Annotated in this window: 14 protein-coding genes and 3 tRNA genes; 10 read left to right on the forward strand and 7 right to left on the reverse strand. The window is 35.0% G+C overall.

From position 1 onward, the window contains the following. Nucleotides 1–51: 51 nt before the first annotated feature. Nucleotides 52–810, reverse strand: coding sequence for a ParB/RepB/Spo0J family partition protein (locus B4W83_RS09615; protein WP_000410378.1), 759 nt, complete (start codon nt 808–810; stop codon nt 52–54). Between the two features lie 57 nt (nt 811–867). Beyond that, the gene (gene htrA, locus B4W83_RS09620; protein ID WP_000681604.1) at nt 868–2,049 is read right to left on the reverse strand and encodes a serine protease HtrA; all 1,182 of its coding nucleotides are present in this window, start codon (nt 2,047–2,049) and stop codon (nt 868–870) included. A 182-nt stretch (nt 2,050–2,231) separates the two neighbouring features. Here htrA and rlmH point away from each other — a divergent pair, with 182 nt between their 5' ends. From rlmH to B4W83_RS09655, 7 genes are all read left to right on the forward strand, one after another. Beyond that, entirely contained in the window at nt 2,232–2,711 is a 480-nt protein-coding gene (rlmH, locus tag B4W83_RS09625; RefSeq protein ID WP_000695932.1) for a 23S rRNA (pseudouridine(1915)-N(3))-methyltransferase RlmH, read from the forward strand. 40 nt (nt 2,712–2,751) lie between these two features. Beyond that, nucleotides 2,752–2,825, forward strand: a tRNA-Arg gene (locus tag B4W83_RS09630). 164 nt (nt 2,826–2,989) lie between these two features. After that, nucleotides 2,990–3,115, forward strand: a complete 126-nt coding sequence (gene comC, locus B4W83_RS09635) for a competence-stimulating peptide ComC (RefSeq protein ID WP_000799700.1) — start codon at nt 2,990–2,992, stop codon at nt 3,113–3,115. 20 nt (nt 3,116–3,135) lie between these two features. Further along, nucleotides 3,136–4,461, forward strand: a complete 1,326-nt coding sequence (gene comD / locus B4W83_RS09640) for a competence system sensor histidine kinase ComD (RefSeq protein WP_001048117.1) — start codon at nt 3,136–3,138, stop codon at nt 4,459–4,461. Further along, on the forward strand, nt 4,458–5,210 hold the full coding sequence (comE, locus tag B4W83_RS09645; protein ID WP_000866065.1) for a competence system response regulator transcription factor ComE: 753 nt from the start codon (nt 4,458–4,460) through the stop codon (nt 5,208–5,210). Before comD ends, comE begins: the two co-directional genes overlap by 4 nt. Nucleotides 5,211–5,261: 51 nt before the next feature. After that, nucleotides 5,262–5,333 (forward strand) — tRNA-Glu (locus tag B4W83_RS09650). 5 nt (nt 5,334–5,338) lie between these two features. Beyond that, a tRNA-Asn gene (locus tag B4W83_RS09655) sits at nt 5,339–5,412 on the forward strand. 40 nt (nt 5,413–5,452) lie between these two features. Here B4W83_RS09655 and B4W83_RS09660 read toward each other — a convergent pair. Next, the gene (locus B4W83_RS09660; RefSeq protein WP_001158275.1) at nt 5,453–5,995 is read right to left on the reverse strand and encodes a TetR/AcrR family transcriptional regulator; all 543 of its coding nucleotides are present in this window, start codon (nt 5,993–5,995) and stop codon (nt 5,453–5,455) included. Nucleotides 5,996–6,122: 127 nt separating this feature from the next. Here B4W83_RS09660 and B4W83_RS09665 point away from each other — a divergent pair, with 127 nt between their 5' ends. After that, entirely contained in the window at nt 6,123–8,765 is a 2,643-nt protein-coding gene (locus B4W83_RS09665) for a YhgE/Pip domain-containing protein (protein WP_000472063.1), read from the forward strand. 29 nt (nt 8,766–8,794) lie between these two features. Here B4W83_RS09665 and B4W83_RS09670 read toward each other — a convergent pair whose 3' ends face one another. Together B4W83_RS09670 and B4W83_RS09675 are read right to left on the reverse strand one after the other, a co-directional pair. Next, complete coding sequence (locus B4W83_RS09670; RefSeq protein ID WP_000764972.1) at nt 8,795–11,338, reverse strand: YfhO family protein; 2,544 nt, start codon at nt 11,336–11,338, stop codon at nt 8,795–8,797. Between the two features lie 59 nt (nt 11,339–11,397). After that, the gene (locus B4W83_RS09675) at nt 11,398–13,020 is read right to left on the reverse strand and encodes an ABC-F family ATP-binding cassette domain-containing protein (protein WP_000958762.1); all 1,623 of its coding nucleotides are present in this window, start codon (nt 13,018–13,020) and stop codon (nt 11,398–11,400) included. A 205-nt stretch (nt 13,021–13,225) separates the two neighbouring features. Between B4W83_RS09675 and trpS the strand changes: the two genes are divergently transcribed. Continuing rightward, complete coding sequence (gene trpS / locus B4W83_RS09680; protein WP_000165458.1) at nt 13,226–14,251, forward strand: tryptophan--tRNA ligase; 1,026 nt, start codon at nt 13,226–13,228, stop codon at nt 14,249–14,251. Nucleotides 14,252–14,402: 151 nt separating this feature from the next. Then, nucleotides 14,403–15,881 (forward strand): IMP dehydrogenase, encoded by a 1,479-nt coding sequence (gene guaB / locus B4W83_RS09685; protein ID WP_000073412.1) that lies wholly within the window; start codon nt 14,403–14,405, stop codon nt 15,879–15,881. Between the two features lie 49 nt (nt 15,882–15,930). Here the strand turns inward: guaB and recF are convergent, their stop codons facing one another. Together recF and yaaA are read right to left on the reverse strand one after the other, a co-directional pair. After that, nucleotides 15,931–17,028: a DNA replication/repair protein RecF gene (gene recF, locus B4W83_RS09690; protein ID WP_000266672.1), complete on the reverse strand. Its 1,098-nt coding sequence runs from the start codon at nt 17,026–17,028 to the stop codon at nt 15,931–15,933. Nucleotides 17,029–17,030: 2 nt separating this feature from the next. Then, on the reverse strand, nt 17,031–17,399 hold the full coding sequence (yaaA, locus tag B4W83_RS09695) for a S4 domain-containing protein YaaA (RefSeq protein WP_000455902.1): 369 nt from the start codon (nt 17,397–17,399) through the stop codon (nt 17,031–17,033). Between the last annotated feature and the right edge of the window lie 142 nt (nt 17,400–17,541).

Below are 17,541 nucleotides of genomic sequence, written 5' to 3' on the forward strand. Positions count from 1 at the left end.
TCGAAAAACATAGTGGATAACCTTGTGAGATAAAAAAATAAAAGAACAGCCTTATTTCAGGCTGTTGATAATTCTACTATATTCTTCTTGATTTGAAAAAGAAATAATGATTTTTCCACTGTCTTTTTTAGATAGTTTAATTTCTACATCTAATCCGAGTAGTTTTCTTAACTGTTTTTCTTCATTTTGTATGAAATGATTCGTTTTTTGCTGTTTCTTTTGTTTTTTCTCTGTCAGAAGAGCTTCTAACTTCCTTACAGAAATATCTTCTTCTATAATCCGTTGAAAGAAATAGTCTTGTTGTTCCTTATTTAACCCAACTAGGGAACGCGCATGGGCTTGTGATAGTTTGCCATTTTCTACTTCTGAGAGAATCTGTTCTGGCAAGGAAAGTAAACGAATGGAGTTGCTGATATATGGACGAGACTTGCCCATTTTATCTGCAATTTCAGCATGGGTGAATCCTTTCTCTACGAGAGATTCATAGGCGCGTGCTTCTTCTATTGGGTTTAAATTTTCTCTCTGTAAATTTTCAATAATGGACTGAACCATCATCTCTTGGTCTGAAATCTGTTTAACAACAGCTGGGATAGACCGTAGACCAGCTAAAAGTGAAGCCCGATAGCGTCTCTCTCCTGCAAGGATTTCATAACCAATAACAGGAGATTGACGAACAATAATCGGTTGAATGACCCCATTTTCTTTGATAGACTGTGCTAGTTCATCTAGTTTTTCTCTATCAAATTCTTTTCGGGGTTGATAGGGATTTTTTTGTATATCTGTGATAGAAATCATTTCAAATTTTTCCATGATTCTACACTAACACATCTTTTCTCTTATGTAAAGCTTTCTTTACATAGATGTCAATTAAGATTCTAAATCACCTGAACTCTTGTCAAGTTTAATAGATGTAGTTTCTTCTTTACCGTTGCGATAGTAAGTGATCTTAATGGTGTCTCCGATAGAATGATTGTAAAGAGCACTTTGTAAGTCTGTTGATGAAGCAATCTCTTTGTCATCTACTTTTGTAATTACATCGTATTTTTCAAGGTGACCATTGGCAGGCATATTACTTTGTATCGAACGAACAACTACACCAGATGTAACATTACTTGGAATATTGAGTCTTCTGATGTCGCTTGTACTCACATTAGATAAATTAACCATCTGGATTCCCAAAGCTGGACGCGTCACTTTTCCGTTTTTTTCTAACTGTTCAATAATATTGATAGCATCATTTGCAGGGATTGCAAAACCAAGACCTTCTACAGATGTTCCTCCATTTGTGGCAATTTTACTTGAGGTAATTCCGATAACCTGTCCTTGGATATTGATCAGTGGGCCACCAGAGTTACCTGGATTAATAGCAGTATCAGTTTGGATGGCTTTTGTAGAAATGGCTTGTCCATCTTCAGATTTTAAAGATACATTTCGATTAAGACTAGATACGATACCTTGAGTGACAGTATTTGCATATTCAGAACCTAACGGACTACCAATGGCAATAGCAGTTTCTCCTACGGTTAACTTGCTAGAATCACCAAACTCAGCTACTGTTGTCACTTTTTCTGAAGAGATTTTGACGACAGCAATATCAGAGAAAGTATCCGCTCCGACAATTTCTCCAGGTACTTTAGTCCCATCTGATAATCGAATATCTACTTTGCTAGCGCCATTTATAACGTGATTGTTGGTGACGATGTAAGCTTCTTTATCATTCTTTTTATAAATAACGCCAGATCCCTCACTAGAGATTTGCTGAGAATCTGTATCAGTCTCATCATTGCCAAATACGCTATTTTGTCTATTTGCTGAATAAGTAATAACGGATACAACGGCATCTTTTACTTTATTAACAGCCTGTGTTGTTGAATTTTCGTTCTTATAGGCAGTTTGTGTAATAGTACTATTGTTGTTAGAGTTGTTTACACTACTTTTTTGAGTTAGTTGAGTTATTGAAAAACTACCCAAGGCTCCACTAAAAAAGCTAATGACGATAACGACTAATAATTGAAACCATTTTTTGTAAAATGTTTTTAGATGTTTCATATTTGCCTCCATATGTTTGAATTACTGAAAGTATAAACTGACTAGCTTAATTATAACTTAAACACAAAAGTTTTACACAAACTGTGGATAACTCTTTTGAAGCTGTGATTTTCTTAATTGAAATCTATTTTTTATTTTGTGAATAAGATGTGAAAAAATAGAGAATATGTTAGAATAGAGTCATGAAAATTAAAGTTGTAACAGTTGGGAAACTGAAAGAAAAGTATTTAAAAGATGGTATCGCAGAGTATTCAAAACGAATTTCTAGATTTGCTAAGTTTGAAATGATTGAGTTATCAGATGAAAAAACACCAGATAAGGCCAGTGAATCAGAAAATCAAAAGATTTTAGAAATAGAAGGTCAGAGAATTTTATCAAAAGTTGCTGACCGTGATTTTGTTATTGCATTAGCTATTGAAGGGAAAATGTTCTCTTCAGAAGAATTTAGTAAGCAGTTAGAAGAAGCTTCTATAAAAGGATTTTCTACTCTTACCTTTATTATTGGGGGAAGTTTAGGATTGTCATCAGCTGTAAAAAATAGAGCCAATCTTTCTGTCAGTTTTGGTCGCCTAACCTTGCCCCATCAGTTAATGAGACTAGTTCTTGTTGAACAAATCTATCGCGCTTTTACGATTCAGCAGGGATCACCCTATCATAAATAAATTGACTTTTAATTGAATTTTTGGTAGAATAATTGTGTTAGGTCTCATAGCTCAGCTGGATAGAGCATTCGCCTTCTAAGCGAACGGTCGCAGGTTCGAATCCTGCTGGGATCAATATAATAGCAAAGCTGGGAATTTTCCCGGCTTTTTTCTTAAAAAAGTACACTTTGGGAGAAAAAAATGACAGTTGAGAGAATTTTATCTAAAACGAAATTCCATTTTGTATAATGGTTTTTGTAAGTTAGCTTACAAGAAAAAACATTTTAGGAGATTTTATTATGAAAAACACAGTTAAATTAGAACAGTTTGTATCTTTGAAGGAAAAAGACTTGCAAAAGATTAAAGGTGGGGAAATGAGACTTCCAAAAATCCTCCGTGATTTTATTTTCCCAAGAAAAAAGTAATAAAATAAGGGGAAAGAGTAATGAATTTATTTGGATTTGGGACAGTTATTGGTCATTTTTTAATTATTAGTCACAGTTACCGTTTAATTTGTAAAGGTCAAATAAAATCAAAGGAACTATATTTTTTTGGTCTCTATACATTACTAGTAGAAGCAGTACTTGAACTTTCCTTTTATCTTCTATATTTAGATGAAATAGTGATTGAAAGATTTTTATTTCCTTTGGGCCTATATTCCTATTTTCGATGGATTAAACAGTATGAGAGGGATAGAGGACTATTCCTAAGTTTACTACTATCTCTTTTATATGAGAGCACTCATAACTTTCTGTCCGTAACTTTCTCTTCTATAACAGGAGACAATTTTGTTTCACAATATCATGCCCCATTCTTTTTTGTTGTAACGGTGTTGACCTATTTTGTTGTCTTAAAAATCATTCATTATTTCCATTTGGAACTAGCCTATTTTGACAAAGACTACCTCTATCCTTTCTTGAAAAAAGTATTTTTTGCCTTACTACTGCTCCATATTGTATCTTTCGTTTCAGATATGGTAAGTACGGTTAAACATTTGAATAGTTTTGGAAGTATTTTGTCATCTATTGTTTTTATCTCGTTACTTTTGACCTTCTTTGCAATGAATTCTCATAAAGAACAAATGGAAAAAGAGATTGCTTTGAAGCAGAAGAAATTTGAACAGAAACATTTACAGAATTATACAGACGAAATTGTTGGCTTGTATAATGAAATCCGTGGGTTTCGACATGACTATGCTGGAATGCTTGTCAGCATGCAGATGGCAATTGACAGTGGTGATTTACAAGAAATTGACAGAGTTTACAATGAAGTTTTGGTCAAAGCTAATCACAAACTGCGTTCAGATAAGTACACTTACTTTGATTTGAACAACATAGAAGATTCAGCTTTACGAAGTTTGGTTGCTCAGTCCATTGTCTATGCTCGAAATAATGGTGTAGAGTTTACACTGGAAGTAAAAGATACGATTACCAAGCTCCCAATTGAACTATTGGATTTGGTTCGTATTATGAGTGTTTTATTGAACAATGCTGTCGAAGGATCGGCTGATAGTTATAAAAAGCAGATGGAAGTAGCAGTTATTAAGATGGAAACTGAAACAGTGATTGTGATTCAGAATTCATGTAAAATGACGATGACTCCTTCAGGAAATCTATTTGCCTTAGGATTCTCCACTAAGGGAAGAAATCGCGGAGTCGGATTAAATAATGTGAAGGAACTACTAGATAAGTACAACAATATTATTTTAGAAACAGAGATGGAAGGCAGTACATTTAGACAAATCATTAGATGTAAGAGGGAATTTGAATGAAAGTTTTAATTTTAGAAGATGTTATTGAACATCAAGTGAGACTAGAGAGAATATTGGATGAAATTTCGAAAGAATCGAATATTCCAATATCATACAAGACAACAGGAAAAGTCCGTGAATTTGAAGAATACATTGAAAACGATGAAGTAAATCAGCTTTATTTCCTAGATATTGATATTCATGGAATTGAGAAAAAGGGATTTGAAGTGGCTCAGCTCATTCGTCATTACAATCCTTACGCTATTATCGTCTTTATCACCAGTCGATCAGAGTTTGCGACTCTAACCTATAAATACCAGGTATCAGCCTTAGATTTTGTTGATAAGGATATCAATGATGAGATGTTTAAGAAGAGAATTGAGCAAAATATCTTCTATACTAAAAGTATGTTACTTGAAAATGAAGATGTTGTAGATTATTTTGATTACAATTACAAGGGAAATGATTTAAAAATTCCTTACCATGATATTTTGTATATTGAAACAACAGGTGTCTCTCATAAATTGCGCATTATTGGTAAGAATTTTGCAAAAGAGTTCTATGGAACAATGACAGATATTCAGGAAAAGGACAAACATACTCAGCGATTTTATTCTCCTCATAAATCATTTTTGGTAAATATAGGCAATATTAGAGAAATTGATCGAAAAAACTTAGAAATTGTTTTCTATGAAGACCATCGTTGTCCTATTTCAAGATTAAAAATTAGAAAATTAAAAGATATTTTAGAGAAAAAATCTCAAAAGTGATTGACAATTAGCAAGAAATTGATATAATGGTTATATCTGCTACAGATAGAAGGTCCGTTGGTCAAGGGGTTAAGACACCGCCTTTTCACGGCGGTAACACGGGTTCGAATCCCGTACGGACTATTTTATCCGCCATAGCTCAGTTGGTAGTAGCGCATGACTGTTAATCATGATGTCGTAGGTTCGAGTCCTACTGGCGGAGTATAGATAAAAGGGAACACAGTTGTGTTCCTCTTTTTGTATCAATTTGTATCACCAAGCATCTTCATAAGGAAGTCTGTTATTTCTTGAGGACTTTCTTTTTTTCCGTGTGCAATCCAAGTTTGGCAGACACCAAAAAGTGCATGAGTTAGATAAATACTACTATATTCTAATTCAGTGGTATTGAGATTCAGTTGCATAAATCGCTTTTGTAAATCTGTACTGAGCATGATATGAAGTTTATTTCGTAAGAAATTTTGGATTTCTTTGGTCCCATTTTCAGAAAGAAGGGCAGCCAGAAGTGGTTCTGATTCCAGATATTCAAAGACTTCTAAAATAGCGTCTCTTTTGTGATGAGCATGTTTTTGAAAAATATATTCAAATGTATGAAATAGCTTACTTTGATAGTGCTCAATCATATCATACTTATCCTTATAGTGAGTATAGAAGCTGGAACGACTAATTCCGGCTTTTTCTGCTAACTTGACAGTAGAAATTTGATCAAATGGTTGTTCCATTAGTAATTGTACCATAGCATTTTCAATAGTTCGCTTTGTTTTTAAGCGTTTGTTACTTTCTTGCATATTTCCTCCTTGTAAACAAATTAGACTATATGTCTAAAAATGGATTTTTTATCTTGTAATTTAGATTTTTTAATGTATAATCTATTATATCAAAATTTTAGACAATATGTTTAAAAAAGGAGAAACTATGTTTAAAGAATGGAAAGCAATTTTTAAAAAACCAACCTTTATTATTGTCATGATAGGGATTTCTCTTATTCCAGCTCTGTACAATATCATATTTTTGTCATCAATGTGGGATCCATATGGTCAAGTGTCTGACTTACCTGTGGCAGTTGTCAATAATGATAAAGAGGCTTCCTATAATGATAATACTATGGCAATAGGAAAAGACATGGTGTCCAATTTAAAAGAAAATAAAACCTTGGATTTTCATTTCGTGGATGAAGATGAAGGAAAGAAGGGATTGGAAGATGGCGATTACTATATGGTAGTGACTTTACCAAGTGATTTATCTGAAAAAGCAGCTTCTATTTTAACGGATCATCCAGAGCAAATGCAAATTGATTATCAGACTTCAAGTGGTCATAGCTTTATTGCCAGCAAGATGAGTGATTCTGCTATGACACAATTAAAGCAGAATGTTTCTACCAATGTAACCAAGACCTATACTAAAGCTTTATTTAACAAAATGGTCGATTTAAAGGATGGCATGAGTCAAGCAGTTTCTGGTATTGAAAAATTAACTGATGGAGCGAATCAGTTAGTGGCAGGAAGTCAAACATTAACTACTAACCTACACTCTTTAGCAGCTTCAAGTTTAACATTTTCAAATGGAACGGAGCAGTTTACTAAAGGATTATCCTCTTATGTCTCTGGTGTTGAACAACTTCATCTTGGCTTAGGGAATTTTAATAGTGGTTTAGTTACATATACTGGTGCAGTGAGTCAATTAGATAGCGGATTAGGTCAATTATCTTCTAAAAGTCCTGAATTAGTAGGAGGAATCAATCAGTTATATTCTGGTGTAGAATCCTATACTGGCGGTGTTTCTCAGCTTAATGCTGGTCTTAATCAATTTTCATCTGGTGTTAGTGCCTACACCAATGGAGTGGGAAGTCTTGCAACAGGTGCTAATCAGTTATCTAATCAATCAGCTACACTTCGAATAGGGGTGGAGCAATTAAGTGAAGGGATTCAACAACTTTCTAGCAAGTTAGATGCTTCGTCTGGGAAAAAAGATCAAATTAATCAATTATCTTCTGGTCTGAATCAGTTAAATCAAGCCATTCAAAATATTGATGTTGGAGATACAAAACAATTAGATTCTGTTTTATCAAGTATAGTATCTCTTTCTAATCAAATGTTAGCAAGTGCTCAGTCTGCTAAAGCGACTACATTAGCCAATATTCAATCGACAGCAGCTTATCAATCTTTGACAAGTGAGCAACAAGCTGAAATAAGTGCTTCTGTATCTCAAAATTCGACTGATAGTATTCAATCAGCACAGTCAATTGTAGCTGTAGTTAAAGGTTTACAGGGAAGTTTAGAAAACTTACAAAATCAATCTTCTAATCTTGCGACTTTAAAAAATCAAGCTAATCAAGTATTACCTATTGCTTCTACTTCTTTGACAAGATTGTCAAGTGGATTAACAGAGATACAAGGAGCTGTTACTAGCAAATTAGTTCCTGATAGTCAGTCGATTGCATCAGGTGTAAACGCATATACTACAGGTGTTGATAAAGTTTCTCAGGGAGCAAGTAAACTAAGTGAAAAAAATGCCACCTTGACAGGTAGTTTGGATCAACTAGTTTCAGGCTCAAACACCTTGACACAAAAATCTTCTAGCTTGACAGCAGGAGTTAGTCAATTAGTTGAAAAAACTCCAGAATTAGTATCTGGTATTGAAAAATTATCAACTGGCTCTAACCAATTGAATCAAAAGAGTCAAGAATTGATAGCAGGAGTTGATAAATTGCAGTCAGGATCTAGCCGACTAGCTGACAAATCCAGTCAGTTACTTTCAGGTGCTTCTCAATTAGAAAGTGGAGCTAATAAATTGGCAGATGGAGCTGGGAAATTAGCAGAAGGTGGAACAAAGTTAACTTCTGGATTGGAAGGTTTACAGACAGGAGTTGCTTCTTTAGGACAAGGACTAAGTAATGCTAGTGATCAACTCAAATCAGCATCTACGGAATCTCAAAATGCAGATATTTTGTCAAATCCACTCAATCTTTCCAAAACAGACAATGACCAAGTTCCTGTAAATGGAATTGCAATGGCTCCTTATATGATATCAGTTGCTCTCTTTGTTGCAGCAATATCAACGAATATGATCTTTGCGAAGCTGCCTTCAGGACGTCATCCAGAGAGCCGTTGGGCTTGGTTGAAATCTCGGGCTGAAATAAATGGTATTATAGCTGTTTTGGCAGGAATTTTGGTATATGGAGGAGTTCATCTTATTGGTCTAACGGCTAATCATGAGATGAGAACATTTATTCTCATTATCCTAACAAGTTTAGTATTCATGTCCATGGTGACCGCATTAACAACATGGAATAGCCGTATAGGAGCTTTCTTCTCACTTATTTTGCTTTTATTACAGTTAGCATCAAGTGCCGGTACTTATCCACTTGCCTTGACAAATGATTTCTTTAGAACTATTAGTCCTTGGTTACCAATGAGTTATTCAGTTTCGGGATTACGACAAACAATCTCTATGACAGGAAATATTCATCAGCAAGTCATTTTCCTAGATGCCATACTAGCTCTATTTACTGGTTTAGGTATGCTAGCCTATCAACCTAAGAAAATGGAAGAAGATTAAAAAAATCGACCGATTAATTGGTCGATTTTTTATGCCTTAGATGACTTTCGTCTGTGATTATAGGTTCCAAATAGTAAGAGAGAAGTAAAGGAACAAATTGCTCCAGTAATAAAACCATTGGGAATGAAGGAGAGTGTAATAGTTCCTTTCCCCTTGGGAACCTCAACTTTCATAAATCCAGTTTGAGCTTGTTTAATTTCTATTTTCTTACCATCTTGGTAGGCAGACCAACCTTTGTCATAAGGAATGGTGAAGAAAATGGACGTATCTTGTTTAACATCATATGTAGCAAAGACCTTGTTTTTAGAAGTTGATACTGTGACAGGTTGTTCTTTAATTTTTTGAATTGCCTCGGTGAATGTTTTGGTATCTAAACGGTAGAAGGTAGGAGATTCAAATGATACTTGTGAATTTCCAGGGAAACTAACATTGATATTGAAAGTTTTTTTCTCTTTTGTATAGCCTAGATTAAAGAAGGAGAAGATATTATCAGTTGTAAAAGTTTTCTTTTCTCCATTTACAAGGATGTCAACCTTTTTTTGTTTATCATTAGAAAAGTGAAGGTTTGTGAAAGAAAGATAAACTTGGCTGTTTTCTGGCACTTCAATTTGATACTGGATTGCTGCATCCTCATTTGAAGAACTTGTGACAATAATCAAATCATTAGTATTTTCTGTTTTGTCATAAGGGATTGTAGAAAAATAATCAAAATCGACGTTAGCAAGTTGATTTAAAAACGAGGCTTGATTATCTAAAGTATGTTCATTGAACTTGACATCATTGTAAACAGATTGACTAGCAAAGGCAATCGGAAGAGAGAATTGATTTTCATATAGGGTAAGATTATCTTTTTGATAGATATCTTTAAAACCATACTTATCACTAGGACTGTCTGAGATATTGTACTGGATACCAAATAAACTATCAGCCAAAATACTATTATTTGCATAGCGTAGATTGAGATTAGTCCCAGAGGATTTAAACCCAAGTTTATCCAAAGTAGAGCTTGCTGAACGATTTCGAACAGATGAAAATTGAGATATTCCATTGTAGTTGAATTTCATACTGTCATTTCCTGTTTGAGTCTCTAGTTTTTCAGTACGAGTAAATTGATTTCCAATATATGTTGAGAAAGATTTCATAGCTGGGATATCTCGATTATATGCACTTCGAGAAGCAAATCCCCATTCTTTAGCAATTCCGTCTATTTGAGATGAAGCATTTAAACTTATTTCAACCATTATAAATAAAGAGATTAGAATGGCAAATAGATTTACAGAGATAAACTTTTTGATAACTGCAAGGAGTAAAAGAGAATAGACAACTAAAAATTCAAGAGTCAGTAGAATATTCAAATCTGTTAAAAAAGAATAATGTGATTTTAGATAGATGGTAGCTAAAAATCCTGTTACTATAAGAAAAAGCGAAACTAAAAAATTCCAGATTTTAATTTCTTTCAGACGATTTAAGACTTCCGCTGCTGTGTAAATTAACAAGGTAGAGAAAATCCAAGAATAGCGATGTAAAAACATATTTGGAGTATGCATACCTTGCCAAAATAAGTCAAGAGCTTCTATGTAAAAGCTTGCAATTAGAAATGCAAAGAATATTACATATATGAGTTTCACGTGAAACTTAATAGATTTCAGCGTAAAAAATAAAATGGTCAAAATAAAGGGAAGTAGTCCAACAAAAATCATTGGGATGGCCCCATACTTTGTTGTGTCAAAGGAACCAATGAATTGCTTAGCAAAGAGATCAAGATACCAGCTACTTTCAGTTTGAAACTTTGTAACTTCAGTCAATTTTTCCCCATGTGTCTGTAAATCAAACAGAGTGGGAAGAGTCATAATCAAACTAGCCATACCAGCTAAAAAGGAGATAACTATGAAATCAAGAACAGATGATTTTCGAGTCTTAAAGTCCCACGAAATTTGACAGAGATACCAGAAAATAAGAAACAATACTGTCATATATCCAAAATAATAATTTTGAATAAATAAGATTGACAGACTTGTAAAGTACAATAGGAGTTTCTTTTCAGTTATCAGTAGATGTAAACCAGTTATAATTAAAGGAATCAAGATAAAAACATCTAGCCAGGTTTTTATCTCTAATTGACTGACAGTGAAACTCATCAGAGTATAGGAAGTAGATAAGGCTAGTTTTAAAGGCTTAGGAATCGATTGAAATAATTTATTTAAACTAAAGTAAGTTGACAAACCAATCAATCCAAATTTTAAGAGAGTGGTCAGATAGACAGCATCTGGCATATTCGTTAGATCAAAAAAGTAAACCAGAGGTGAAAGAAAACTACCCAAGTAATAACTAGATAGAGCATAGAAGTTTAGCCCTAGACCACTTGTAAAGGTGTAAAACAGACTACTATTTCCATGTAGGATATTTCTTAGAGCTATATCAAAAATAACGTATTGATGAAAGCCATCTCCTAATAGAGGAGATTTGTCGCTATTCCAGTAGATACCTTGAGATAGATATACTCCTATCATAATTACTACAGGAATGATGAAAGAAACAAAATAGATCCAATATGTTTTAAAAAATAATTTCATGTTACCTCATAAAATGTTAGAAAACTCAGCTGGTTAACCCAACTGAGTTTTGAATTTTTTTAGTCTTTCCAAAGTTCTTTAACTTTTGCTTGTACTTCTGCATTTTCTAGGAATTCATCATAGGTTTCATCGATACGGTCAATGACGCCATTTTTAGACAAGACAATGATATGGTTAGCTAGAGTTTGAATAAACTCGTGGTCATGGCTGGCAAAGATGATTGATTCTTTAAAGTTTTTCAATCCATCATTCAAGCTTGAGATAGATTCCAAGTCCAAGTGATTTGTTGGATCATCAAGTACAAGGACATTTGATTTTAAAAGCATGAGTTTTGAAAGCATGACACGAACTTTTTCTCCCCCTGACAAGACATTTACAGGTTTGTTAACCTCATCTCCAGAGAAGAGCATACGGCCGAGGAAGCCACGTAGGAAAGTATTGTCATCTTCTTCTTTACTTGCGAATTGACGCAACCAGTCAAGGATTGACTCTCCTCCTGCAAAATCTGCCGAGTTATCTTTTGGCAAGTAAGAACGGCTAGTAGTTACTCCCCACTTGACAGTTCCTTCATAGTCAATGTCCCCCATGATTGCACGAATTAATGCAGTCGTTTGGATGTCATTTTGACCAATAAGCGCTGTCTTATCACCTGGACGCAAGATAAAACTGATATTATCTAAAATAGTCTCACCATCAATCTTTACAGTTAGATTTTCTACTGTCAGGAGATCATTACCTATTTCACGCTCCGCTTTAAAGTTAATAAATGGATATTTACGACTAGATGGTACAATCTCTTCTAGTTCAATCTTATCAAGCATTTTCTTACGTGATGTTGCTTGTCTTGATTTAGAAGCATTAGCAGAGAAACGAGCAACGAATTCTTGCAATTGTTTAATTTTTTCTTCTGCTTTAGCATTACGGTCTGCTAGCAATTTAGCAGCGAGTTCAGAAGATTCCTTCCAGAAGTCGTAGTTTCCGACATAGAGTTTGATTTTTCCAAAGTCAAGGTCGGCCATGTGAGTACATACTTTGTTTAAGAAGTGACGGTCGTGGGATACTACGATAACTGTGTTATCAAAGTCAATCAAGAAGTCTTCTAACCATGTAATTGATTGGATGTCTAAACCGTTGGTAGGCTCGTCCAAGAGAAGAACATCTGGTTTACCAAAAAGTGCTTTGGCAAGGAGAACCTTTACTTTCTCACCGTTGGCCAATTCGCTCATGTTTTGGTAGTGTAATTCTTCTGGAATGTTTAGGTTTTGAAGGAGTTGAGAGGCTTCGCTTTCTGCTTCCCAGCCTCCAAGCTCAGCAAACTCTTCTTCGAGTTCGGCAGCACGAACCCCGTCCTCGTCTGAGAAATCTTCCTTCATGTAGATAGCATCTTTCTCTTTCATGATGCTATAAAGTTTTTCATTTCCCATGATAACAACATCAATGGCACGTTCATCTTCATAGTCAAAGTGATTTTGACGAAGAACAGAGAGACGTTCATCTGGACCAAGAGAGATGTGACCAGTAGTAGGTTCGATATCTCCGGCTAAAATTTTTAAAAAGGTTGATTTTCCGGCACCATTAGCACCGATTAATCCGTAAGTATTTCCTTCTGTAAATTTGATATTGACATCATCAAAAAGTTTGCGATCACTAAAACGTAGTGAAACATCAGATACTGTAAGCAATGTTTTTCTCCTATATGTGTAATATATTTATTCTACTAGAAAATACGGAAATATTCAAATTTTTATCTGTCAATTTTGTGTAAATTAATTTTACAGCATACTTTACACAAATCCGTGAATAGTAAGGTTGATTTATTTTGATAAATTGCGGTTATTTCATTAAAAAAATGCTATAATTGAAGGGACTATATCGAAGGAGAACAAAATGACTAAACCCATTATTTTAACAGGAGACCGTCCAACAGGAAAATTGCATATTGGACATTATGTTGGAAGTCTCAAAAATCGAGTATTATTACAGGAAGAGGATAAGTATGATATGTTTGTGTTCTTGGCTGACCAACAAGCCTTGACAGATCATGCCAAAGATCCTCAAACCATTGTAGAGTCTATCGGAAATGTGGCTTTGGATTATCTTGCAGTTGGATTGGATCCAAGTAAATCAACTATCTTTATTCAAAGCCAGATTCCAGAGCTGGCTGAGTTGTCTATGTATTATATGAATCTGGTTTCATTAGCACGTCTGGAGCGTAATCCAACTGTCAAGACAGAAATTGCTCAGAAAGGATTTGGAGAAAGCATTCCGACAGGATTCTTGGTCTATCCAATAGCTCAAGCAGCTGACATCACAGCTTTCAAGGCTAACTATGTTCCTGTTGGGACAGATCAGAAACCAATGATTGAGCAAACTCGTGAAATTGTTCGTTCTTTTAACAATGCATATAACTGTGATGTCTTGGTAGAACCGGAAGGTATTTATCCAGAAAATGAGAGAGCAGGGCGTTTGCCTGGTTTAGATGGGAATGCTAAAATGTCTAAATCACTCAATAACGGTATTTATTTAGCTGATGATGCGGATACTTTGCGTAAAAAAGTAATGAGTATGTATACAGACCCAGATCATATCCGCGTTGAGGATCCAGGTAAAATTGAAGGAAATATGGTTTTCCATTATCTAGATGTTTTTGGTCGCCCAGAAGATGCTCAAGAAATTGCTGAAATGAAAGAACATTATCAACGAGGTGGTCTTGGTGATGTGAAGACCAAGCGTTATCTACTTGAAATATTAGAACGTGAACTGGGTCCTATTCGTGAGCGCCGTATCGAATTTGCTAAGGATATGGGAGAAGTTTATAATATGCTTCAAAAAGGTAGTGAAAGAGCGCGTGAAGTTGCAGGTCAAACCCTATCTGAGGTTAAAGGAGCAATGGGACTTCATTACTTTAACTAAGTTTATTTTACAAGAAACTATCATTTCTATCTCGAAGAAAAGATAGTTTTTTATTTACCCCTGTAACATTTGACAAATTTTTATAGAATGGTATGATAGATACAATATAAAAAGAGTCAAGCTCAAAAAGAAAGAAAAGAGGAAACTTCGAATGTCTAATTGGGACACTAAATTTTTGAAAAAAGGTTTTACCTTTGATGATGTATTACTTATTCCAGCTGAAAGTCATGTGTTGCCTAACGATGCAGATTTAACAACTAAATTGGCAGATAATCTGACTTTAAATATCCCAATTATTACCGCTGCCATGGACACAGTTACAGAGAGTCAAATGGCTATTGCTATTGCTCGTGCAGGCGGTCTCGGAGTTATCCATAAAAACATGTCAATTGCTCAACAAGCAGACGAGGTTCGTAAGGTAAAACGTTCTGAAAATGGAGTTATTATTGATCCGTTCTTCTTGACACCTGAACATACAATTGCTGAAGCAGATGAGCTTATGGGTCGTTACCGCATCAGTGGTGTTCCAGTTGTTGAAACACTTGAAAATCGTAAATTGGTTGGTATTTTGACAAACCGAGATCTTCGTTTTATTTCAGATTATAACCAACCAATCTCAAACCATATGACTAGTGAAAATCTTGTTACTGCTCCTGTGGGTACAGACCTTGCAACAGCTGAGAATATTCTTCAAGAACACCGTATTGAAAAACTTCCGTTGGTAGATGAAGAAGGTCGTCTTTCTGGCTTGATTACTATCAAAGATATTGAAAAAGTTATTGAGTTTCCAAATGCTGCTAAAGATGAGTTTGGTCGTCTTCTAGTTGCAGGTGCAGTAGGTGTTACTTCAGATACATTTGAACGTGCAGAGGCTCTTTTTGAGGCAGGAGCGGATGCGATTGTTATTGATACTGCACATGGTCATTCTGCAGGTGTCTTGCGTAAAATTGCTGAGATTCGTGCTCACTTCCCAGATCGTACTTTGATTGCTGGAAATATTGCTACTGCTGAAGGAGCGCGCGCACTTTACGAAGCAGGTGTGGACGTTGTCAAGGTTGGGATTGGACCAGGTTCTATCTGTACTACTCGTGTGATTGCTGGTGTTGGTGTTCCGCAAGTAACAGCTATCTACGATGCTGCAGCTGTTGCGCGTGAATATGGAAAAACGATTATTGCTGACGGTGGAATCAAGTATTCTGGAGATATTGTAAAAGCCCTTGCTGCAGGTGGAAATGCTGTTATGCTTGGATCAATGTTTGCTGGAACTGATGAAGCACCAGGTGAAACTGAAATCTTCCAAGGACGTAAGTTCAAGACTTACCGTGGTATGGGATCAATTGCTGCTATGAAGAAAGGTTCAAGCGATCGTTACTTCCAAGGTTCTGTTAATGAAGCAAACAAACTTGTTCCAGAAGGAATTGAAGGTCGTGTTGCTTATAAAGGTGCGGCAGCTGATATTGTCTTCCAAATGATTGGTGGTATTCGCTCTGGTATGGGTTACTGTGGTGCAGCTAACCTTAAAGAACTACACGATAATGCTCAATTTATTGAAATGTCTGGTGCTGGTTTGAAAGAAAGCCACCCTCACGATGTACAAATTACGAATGAGGCACCAAATTATTCTATGTAAAAGAAATGAAAAGAACTCCTGCGAAAACAGGAGTTCTTTTACAATGCTGTTAAGTTTTATTTACAACAACTTTACCATCTTGAATAGTGAAAATACTTAGATTTTCTGGCAGATTTTGAAGATGGTCTAAGCTTGTTGTTGTGATAAAGGTTTGGATTGAATGAGAAATCGTTTCTAATAATTTTAGTTGTCTAGTGTTGTCAAGTTCACTCATCACATCGTCAAGCAATAATATCGGAGATTCTGTAGTAATACTTTCCATTAATTCGATTTCTGCTAATTTTATAGAAAGGACGAGACTACGATGTTGCCCTTGACTTCCGAAACTAGCATCCATCCCATTTATATAAAAAGAAATGTCATCTCGATGAGGACCGACACCAGTATTCTTTTTAAATAAATCTCTGGATCTACTTTTTTCTAAAGCAATTTTGAAAGATTCTGATAAGTCTTCTTTGTCAGTTATCTTTACAGAAGATTGATAGGATAGTGACAGTTCTTCAATCTGATTAGAAAGTTCAAAATGTTTCTTACGACCAAAATGCTCTAGTTTTTTTATGAAATCTAAGCGGTGATTCATTACACGACATCCATAATCAACTAGCTGATCATCTAAGACTGAAAGGAAGGTTTCATCTATTTTTTGAGCTGATTTTAGGTAAGTGTTTCTTTGTTTTAGGATGTGGTTATAATTGGTTAAATCTGATAAATAGATTGGCTTAATTTGCCCAAGCTCCATATCAATGAATTTTCGTCGAACTGAAGGTGCCCCTTTAATTAGTTGTAAATCTTCAGGAGCAAATAAGACAACATTCATGTGTCCTACATAGTCTGAAAGTCGTGCCTGTTTTAAGTGATTAACTTTTGTAACACGTCCTTTTTGTGTTAGTTCAATTTCGAGAGGAATAGATCCCGTTTTTTTCTGAACGAGACCTGAAAGATGAAGTTGTTCCTCATCAAAATGAATGAGATTTTTATCTGTTCGAGTTCGATGGCTACGTGTTAAGGCTAAAAAATAGATAGCCTCTAACATATTTGTTTTACCTTGTGCATTACGTCCTAAAAAGACATTTAATTTAGGATTAAAGTCTATTTTCGTCTCTTTGTAGTTACGAAAAGTTTTGAGAGATAGGTGTTGTAGCCACATGATTATCTACCAGGGAATCGTGGAGCTTGTTTGCTTTTTGGTGATGAAGCAGGTTTCGATTTGTCTTTTTTAACTCCCTTATTCATCTTTTTGACAAGTTTAGCGATCCGTTCTTTTTCAACTTTATCAGCTTGGTATTCATCTTGTTCTTCAGAAGTAGGTTGTGTCAACAAGATGTCAATGTTCATGTCAGGGATGTCAACTTTATCGCCAATACGAAGTTTTTTTCCACGACGACTCTCTAATTCCCTATTAAAGTAAACAGAATGTTCAGAGAGAAATGATTTAATAGCTCCTCCGCTATGTGTAATTCCAAGTTCTTTGAGTAGTGCTTGGAGGGTAATAAATTCTTCAAATAATTTGTATTCCATAATTCACCTCAATCTTTGGTATTATACCATATTTTCCTAAAAATAGTGAGAGAGACAGCTAGAAATGTAAGCGATTTTTATTTCAAAAGTGTTACAGGGAACAAGAAAATTTCAGGTTTTCGTGATATAATCCCGACTTTAT

It is taken from the genome of Streptococcus pseudopneumoniae ATCC BAA-960 = CCUG 49455 (assembly GCF_002087075.1).
Taxonomy (GTDB): Bacteria; Bacillota; Bacilli; order Lactobacillales; family Streptococcaceae; genus Streptococcus; species Streptococcus pseudopneumoniae.